The following is a 7,531-nucleotide window of genomic DNA, read 5'->3' on the forward strand; positions in this document are numbered from 1 at the left end:
CGCGTCTACACCTCCAAGGCCAAGAACGCCCAGGAGGCGCACGAGGCGATCCGCCCGACCGACCTCTTCCGCACGCCGCAGGATGTCGCCGCCCATCTCGATAAGGACCAGCTCGGCCTCTACGAGCTCATCTGGAAGCGCACCGTGGCGAGCCAGATGGAAAGCGCCGTGCTCGACCAGGTGACGGTCGATATCGCCAGCGGCGACAAGAACGTCCAGCTGCGCGCCACCGGCTCGGTCGTGAAGTTCAACGGCTTCCTCACCCTCTACGACGAGGGCCAGGACGAAAAGAGCGAGGACGAGGACGGCAATTCAATCCTGCCCGACGTCGGCGAAAACGAGGCGCTGGAGCGCCGCGACGTCGTGCCGGAACAGCATTTCACCGAACCGCCGCCGCGCTATTCGGAAGCCAGCCTGGTGAAGAAACTGGAGGAGCTCGGCATCGGCCGGCCCTCGACCTATGCCAGCATCATCGAGGTCCTGCAGCGCCGCAACTACGTCAAGATCGACCGCAAGCGCTTCGTGCCCGAGGACCGCGGCCGCATCGTCACGGCGTTCCTGCAGACGTATTTCCCACGCTACGTCGAATACGACTTCACCGCCCATCTCGAGGAGGAACTCGACGATATCTCGGGCGGCAAGATCGACTGGCGCCAGGTGCTGCGCGAATTCTGGAAGGCCTTCTCCGCCGCCGTCGGCGAGACCAAGGAACTCCGCGTCCGCGAAGTGCTCGACAAGATCGATTCGGAACTCGGGCCGCACTTCTTCCCCGAGGGCAAGGACGGCAAGAATCCGCGCGACTGCCCGTCCTGCGCCAACGGCCGGCTCGGACTGAAGCTCGGCAAGTTCGGCGCCTTCATCGGCTGCTCGAACTATCCGGAGTGCCGCTTCACGCGCAAGCTGGGCATCGTCGACGCCGAGGCGGATGCCGCCTCGGGCGTCAACATGGACGGCCCCAAGATCCTGGGCGTCGATCCCGTCACCGGCAAGCAGGTCACGCTGCGCAAGGGCCCGTATGGCCTCTACGTCCAGCTGGGCGAACCCGAGGGCAAGGACAAGCCCAAGCGGCAATCGCTGTTGAAGGATATGGTCCCGGACGAGGTGACGCTCGACAAGGCGCTGGCGCTGCTGGCGCTGCCGCGCGAACTGGGGCCGCATCCCGAAGACAGCGAGATGATCCTGGCCGGCGTCGGCCGCTTCGGCCCCTATGTGAAGCACGGGCCGAAATACAAATCGATTCCCGCCGACGAGAGCGTGCTCGAGATCGGCATGAACCGCGCCGTGGCGCTCCTGGCCGAGGCCAGGGTGCCGGGCCGCGGCCGCGCCGCCATCAAGCCGTTGCGCGTCGTCGGCAATCATCCCAACGACGAGGCGCCGATCGAGCTCTACGATGGCCGCTACGGCCACTATGTGAAGCACGGCGGCATCAACGCCACGGTGCCGAACGACATCAAGCCGGAGGAGCTCACGCTCGACCACGCCGTGTCGTTGCTCGCCGAACGCGCGGCCAAGGGCGGCGGCAAGAAGCCCGCGCGGGCCAAGAAGGCCGCGGCCCCCAAGGCCAAGCCGAAGGCCAAAGCCAAGGCGGCGAATGGCGTGGCCGATATCGCAGTGCCGGCCAACGACGCGGATCCGAAGCCCCAGCTCAAATCCAAGGCCGCCGCCAGGAAGAAGGCCGCGCCCAAGCGCAAGGCCAAGGTCGAGTCCCCGCCCCGCACCGGGACCGATGGCTAAGGGCAAGGTTCCAACCCGCGACGAACTGCTGGCCTTCATCCGCGAGAGCGCCACCCCGGTCGGCAAACGCGAGATCGCGCGTGCCTACAACCTCAAGGGCGACCAGCGCATCGAACTGAAGGAACTGCTGCGCGATCTGCGCGACGCGGGCGAGATCACCCCGGACCGTGCCAAGACCTTCCGCGATCCCGCGGCACTGACCGACGTCGCGGTTCTCGAGATCGTCAGGGTCGACGGTGACGGCCACCTGATCGCCGTGCCGCGCCGCCACGACGACGACAAGGAAGGCCCGGCGCCCGTCATCGAGATCGACCCGCAGACGGCACCGCGCGGCGGCCCGGCGCCGGCCGTCGGCGACCGCGTGCTGGCGAGCCTCAAGCGCCGCGGCAAGAACGCCTATGAGGCCAGGATCATTCGCCGGCTGGGCAGCGGCCCGAAGAAGATCCTCGGCCTCTACGAGGAACCGCCGGGCCGTGACGGCCTCGGGCTGGTGACGCCGACCGACCGCAAGCTCCGGGTGAGCTTCGACGTGCGGCCGGCCGACAAGAACGGCGCGGTAGCCGGCGATATCGTCTGGATCGAGGCCACCGGCGGCGCACTGGCACGGCGCGCGCGCGTGCTCGAACGCATCGGGCCGATGAGCGACCCGCGCACGGTCAGCCTGATCTCGATCGCCGCCAACGACATTCCGGTGGAGTTTCCGCCGGCCGCTCTCGAGGAAGCCGAGCGCGCCAAGGCCGCCCCGCTCGGCGACCGGCTCGACCTGCGCCAGACGCCGCTGGTCACCATCGACGGCGAGGACGCACGCGATTTCGACGATGCCGTGTTCGCCGAACCCGATCCCGCCCATCCCGGCGGCTGGCGCCTGCTGGTCGCCATCGCCGACGTCGCCTGGTACGTGCGCCACGACAAGCCGCTCGACCGCGCCGCCTATCGCCGCGGCACCTCGGTCTATTTCCCCGACCGCGTCGTGCCGATGCTGCCCGAGGCACTTTCCAACCACTGGTGCTCGCTGGTGCCGCGCGAGGATCGCCCGGTGCTGGTGGCCGAGATGTGGATCGACGCCGAAGGCCATCTCAAGCGCCACAAGTTCCACCGCGCCATGATGCGGTCGGCCGCGCGCCTCACCTACACCCGTGTCCAGCGCGCCATGGACGGCGCACCCGACGAGGAGATTGCACCGCTGATGGACGAGGTCGTGCGCCCGCTCTACGGCGCCTACCGCGTCCTGCTGGCGGCACGCGAGGCCCGCGGCGCGCTCGACCTCGACCTGCCGGAGCGGCAGGTGACGCTGGGCGACGATGGCCGGATCGCCGAGATCGGCGTGCGCGAGCGCCTCGACAGCCACAAGCTGATCGAGGAGTTCATGGTACTGGCCAACGTCGCGGCGGCCCAGGCGCTGGAGCAGCGCCACGCCGCCTGCCTCTATCGCGTTCACGACCAGCCCGACCTCGCCAAGCTCGAGTCGCTGCGCGAGTTTCTCGGCACGCTGGGCATCAAGGTGCCGACCGGGCAGCGGCTGCGGCCGGCCGACCTCAACCGCGTCCTGCACGACGTCGCCGGCAAGCCGGTTTCCCAGCTGGTCAGCCAGACGGTGCTGCGCAGCCAGAGCCAGGCAGTCTACAGTCCCGACAATCTCGGCCACTTCGGGCTGGCGCTCGCGCGCTATGCCCACTTCACGTCGCCGATCCGCCGCTATCCCGACCTGATCGTCCATCGTGCCCTGATCGCGACCTATGGCCTCGGCGACGGCGGCCTGAGCGAGGCCGACCGCGGCCGCTTCGTCGAGTTCGGCGAGCACCTGTCGATGTGCGAGCGTCGCGCGGTCGCCGCCGAGCGCGGCGCCATGGACCGCTATGTCGTGGCCTTCATGAGCCAGCACGTCGGCGCCACCTTCGCCGGCCGCATCACCAGTGTCACCCGTTTCGGCCTGTTCGCCGCCCTCGACGGCACAGGCGCCGACGGTCTCATTCCCATCCGTTCGCTGGGCCAGGAGTTCTTCCGCCACGACGAAGGCCGACAGCTCCTGATCGGCGAGCGCACCGGCGAAACCTACGGCCTGGGTGACCGCGTGAAGCTGAAACTGGTCGAGGCCGATGCCGCCACCGCCGGATTGCTGTTCGAGATCGTCGAGGTGCTGGAGCGGGTCGAGCGCCATGCCCTGCCGCACGGCGCCCGCGCCGATGCCCGCCGGGGACCGCCGCGGCGTCCGGTCGCGCATCGCGGCCCCCCTCGGGACAAACGGTCACGCCGACGAAAGTGAGTCGAGCGCCCATCTTCCAAGAATGGACGATGCTGAGGATTACCCCCCGGTCGATTTCTGGACCGCCCTGTTGCGGGGCTGGACCGGACGGTGCCCACGCTGCGGCAAGGGCGCCCTGTTCGGACGTTTCCTGAAAATGCAGAGCCACTGCCCGGCGTGCAATCAGGCGCTCGAGCCGTATCGCGCCGATGACGCGCCGGCCTATTTCACGATATTTGCCGTCGGTCACATTGTCGTGCCCCTGGTCCTGATCGTGGAGCGCTACGGCCAGCAGCCACCGCTCTGGTTTCACGCCCTGCTGTGGCTTCCCCTGTCGGTCTTGCTGGCGCTTTACCTGCTTCCCCACATCAAGGGAGCGGTCATTGCACTGTTGTGGGCGCACCGGATCGGCGCTCCCAAACCCTCGGCCGGGGCCCCCCAGAACCCTCTTTGAGGCGGCTCTCCTCAGAGTCGTGGCCCGCCGCCAATAGCTTGTGCTAGTGTGGCGGGCAGTTGGGTATGATCGTTCCGTTGACCTCTTTCCTCCAATGGACCCTGCCGCGCGCGGCAGGCATTCTGCTCGTCGGGGCGCTGGTCGCCTCCTGCGCGACTTCGACCGACACGCCTCAAGCCCAAACCCGCGGCGGCCCCGCGGTCGCCGCCGACGTCAATATCGAGCGCGTGGTGCTGCAGGCCTATCGCGCGATCGGCGATCGCCACCTCTACGAACCCAATTTCCGCACCCTGTCGGTCGAGACCTACCGCGGCTTCGCCAGCGCCGATCCGGCGCTGGCCCTGGAAACCTCCGACACCAGCTTCACGGTCAAGCGCGACGGCCGGGAAGTGATGAGCCGACCCACGCCCGGCAGCACCTCCGACGGTCGCGCCTGGGGCGGCATGCTGGCCGAACTGATGGCCGGCTCGATCGACACCTCGCCGGCGCTCCGCGACAGCGACCGCCAGGCGCTCATTCGCCAGGCCATGGCCGCCACCACCAAGCAGCTCGACCGCAACAGCCGCTACGCCGATCCCGAGGAAGCCCGCGACAACCGCTTCCAGCGCGACGGCGGTGGCGGCGTCGGCATCACCGTCGAGCGCACGGACGAAAAGAAGATCATGATCCGCGCCATCCAGGATGGATCGCCCGCGGGCAAGGCCGGCATCCAGGTGGGTGACCAGATCCTGGCCATCGACGGCGAGAACATGGTCGACCGGCCACTGAGCGACATCGTGCGCTACCTGCGCGGCACCGTCGGAACGCCGGTGGTGCTCACCGTGCTGCGCCCGGCCCAGGGCCGCGAACTCACGCTCGGCATGAAGCGTGGCCGCATCGTTCCGACGACGGTCGTCTACGAACGCCGCGGCGACGTCGGCCTGATCCTGCTGAGCGGCTTCAACACCGCCACCACCGACAATCTGCGCACCGCCATCGACAGGGCCCGCGCCGAAATCGGCGCCGGCCTCGCCGGCCTCATCATCGACATGCGCGGCAATCGCGGCGGCCTGCTCGACCAGGCGCAGGCGGTGGCCGAGGTGTTCATCGGCGACGGCACCATCTTCTCGACCCAGGGACGCCATCCCGACAGCCGCCGGACCTACAAGAGCGCGGCCGCCCGCAAGATCGCCGACCTGCCGGTGGTGGTGCTGATGAACGGCGGTTCGGCATCGGCGGCGGAAATCGTGGCGGCGGCGCTGCAGGACCGCGGCCGTGCCGTCGTGGTCGGCACGACGAGCTACGGCAAGGGCACCGTGCAGACGGTCGTGCGCCTGCCCAACGAGGGCGAGCTCATCCTGACCTGGTCGCGCCTGCAGGCGCCGTCGGGCTACACCTGGAACGAGCTGGGCGTCCTGCCCAGCATCTGCACCGCCAAGGCGGGTGCCGCCGGCCAGGCCGCGACGACATCGGCGGTCGATTCCAACCAGGCATCGCTGATGCGCTGGCATGCGCTCCGCAACCCGACCCAGCAGGAAGTGGCCGACCTGCGCAAGATCTGCCCGCCGGCCGACAATTCGCCCGAGCGCGACATCGAGATCGCCAGCCAGTTGCTGCACGACCGCGCCCTTTATGCCCATGCCGTGCAGGCCGCGACCTTCCAGGCGGCCCGCTAGACCGGTCCCGGTCGGCGAGGCTCACCCCAGAAGTGGACCATTCCCTGCCACGCCTGAACGGGGTTTGTTTGTCTGATATCGGTGTCCGAAAGCCGCGCCCAAACCATTGATCGTGAAACGAAATCGCCGCGACGGCTGCCACGGAATCGACGAACATCCTTTTCGAGATGCGTGTCTGAAAAATATCGGCTGGGATGGACCATTCGTGGACCACGAAATCGGCAAATCGGCTGGCATGGGGCCATTTCCAGCGCTTGACACCGCGCCCGCCCCGACTAATTTGCCGCCTCCCAAGGAATTCGCCCTTCCGGGCATAAGGACAAGACCATGGCCAAGCCGACCTCGATCCTGATCAAGATGGTGTCCAGCGCCGACACCGGCTTCTATTACGTCACCAAGAAGAACCCGCGCACCAAGACCGAGAAGCTCGAGCTCAAGAAGTACGACCCGGTCGCGCGCAAGCACGTCGTCTTCAAGGAATCCAAGATCAAGTAACAAGATCAAGTAGGGCGGCCCCGCCGCCTGCCGCCAAAGCCGCCCTTTCGGGCGGCTTTTTCGTGGGCCGATTTGCGGCTAGGCTCCGCCCCATCCAAGCAACCGGAGGAAATGAAATGAGCGCCCAGCTTTCGCGCGACGACTGGAAGACCCGTGTCGGAGCCCTCGCCTACCGCAGCCAGGCCTTCATCGGCGGCAAGTTCGCGCCCTCCGTCTCGGGCAAGACCTTCGACTGTATCAATCCCGCCACCGGTCAGGTCCTGACCAAGGTCGCGGCCTGCGACACCGCCGACGTCGATGCCGCCGTGAAGGCCGCACGCGCGGCCTTCGAAAAGGGCACCTGGGCCAACATGGCGCCGGCCCAGCGCAAGCGCATCATGCTGAAGCTCGCCGAGCTGATGATGAAGAACCGCGAGGAGCTGGCGCTGCTCGAGACGCTCGACATGGGCAAGCCGATCGCCTTCTCGACCACGGTCGACGTCCCGGGTTCGGCCAACACCGTGCAGTGGTTCGCCGAGGCGATCGACAAGATCTACGACGAGATCGCGCCGACGCCGGGCAATGTCGTGGCCATGATCACCCGCGAGGCATCGGGCGTCGTGGCCTGCGTCGTGCCGTGGAACTTCCCGCTCCTGATGGCCTGCTGGAAGATCTCGCCGGCGCTCGCCGCCGGCAACTCGGTGATCCTGAAGCCCGCCGAGCAGTCGCCACTCACCGCCATTCGCCTGGCCGAGCTCGCGGCGGAAGCCGGCATCCCCGAGGGCGTGTTCAACGTCCTGCCGGGCTTCGGCGAGACCGCCGGCCAGGCGCTCGGCCGCCACATGGACGTCGACGTCATCGCCTTCACCGGCTCGACCGAGGTCGGCAAGTACTTCCTGCGCTACTCCGGCGAATCCAACATGAAGCAGGTCTGGCTCGAGTGCGGCGGCAAGTCGCCCAACATCGTGCTGG

At 67.9% G+C, this 7,531-nt stretch carries 6 protein-coding genes; all 6 read left to right on the top strand.

The window, feature by feature from the left end:
- The coding region (locus EPO55_RS13670) for a DNA topoisomerase (protein ID WP_296337439.1) at positions 1-1,734 on the top strand (1,734 nt) is incomplete at its 5' end.
- Positions 1,727-3,997 carry a ribonuclease R gene (rnr, locus tag EPO55_RS13675; RefSeq protein ID WP_296337440.1) on the top strand — a complete coding sequence of 757 codons (2,271 nt, stop codon included), beginning with the start codon at positions 1,727-1,729 and terminating at the stop codon, positions 3,995-3,997. The genes EPO55_RS13670 and rnr, both read left to right, overlap by 8 nt.
- A gap of 22 nt (positions 3,998-4,019) precedes the next feature.
- Positions 4,020-4,430 carry a DUF983 domain-containing protein gene (locus EPO55_RS13680; RefSeq protein WP_296337441.1) on the top strand — a complete coding sequence of 137 codons (411 nt, stop codon included), beginning with the start codon at positions 4,020-4,022 and terminating at the stop codon, positions 4,428-4,430.
- A 77-nt stretch (positions 4,431-4,507) separates the two neighbouring features.
- Positions 4,508-6,085 carry a S41 family peptidase gene (locus tag EPO55_RS13685; protein WP_296337442.1) on the top strand — a complete coding sequence of 526 codons (1,578 nt, stop codon included), beginning with the start codon at positions 4,508-4,510 and terminating at the stop codon, positions 6,083-6,085.
- A gap of 327 nt (positions 6,086-6,412) precedes the next feature.
- Positions 6,413-6,580 carry a 50S ribosomal protein L33 gene (gene rpmG, locus EPO55_RS13690; protein WP_181533817.1) on the top strand — a complete coding sequence of 56 codons (168 nt, stop codon included), beginning with the start codon at positions 6,413-6,415 and terminating at the stop codon, positions 6,578-6,580.
- Positions 6,581-6,696: 116 nt separating this feature from the next.
- The coding region (locus EPO55_RS13695) for an aldehyde dehydrogenase family protein (RefSeq protein WP_296337443.1) at positions 6,697-7,531 on the top strand (835 nt) is incomplete at its 3' end.

The organism is Reyranella sp. (assembly GCF_004296935.1).
Lineage (GTDB): Bacteria > Pseudomonadota > Alphaproteobacteria > Reyranellales > Reyranellaceae > Reyranella.

What these genes read in the sequence shown, in the direction of transcription:
- rnr (WP_296337440.1), top strand. Translation starts at nt 1,727, where the DNA reads ATGGCTAAGGGCAAGGTTCCAACCCGCGACGAACTGCTGGCCTTCATC.
- EPO55_RS13680 (WP_296337441.1), top strand. Translation starts at nt 4,020, where the DNA reads ATGGACGATGCTGAGGATTACCCCCCGGTCGATTTCTGGACCGCCCTG.
- rpmG (WP_181533817.1), top strand. Translation starts at nt 6,413, where the DNA reads ATGGCCAAGCCGACCTCGATCCTGATCAAGATGGTGTCCAGCGCCGAC.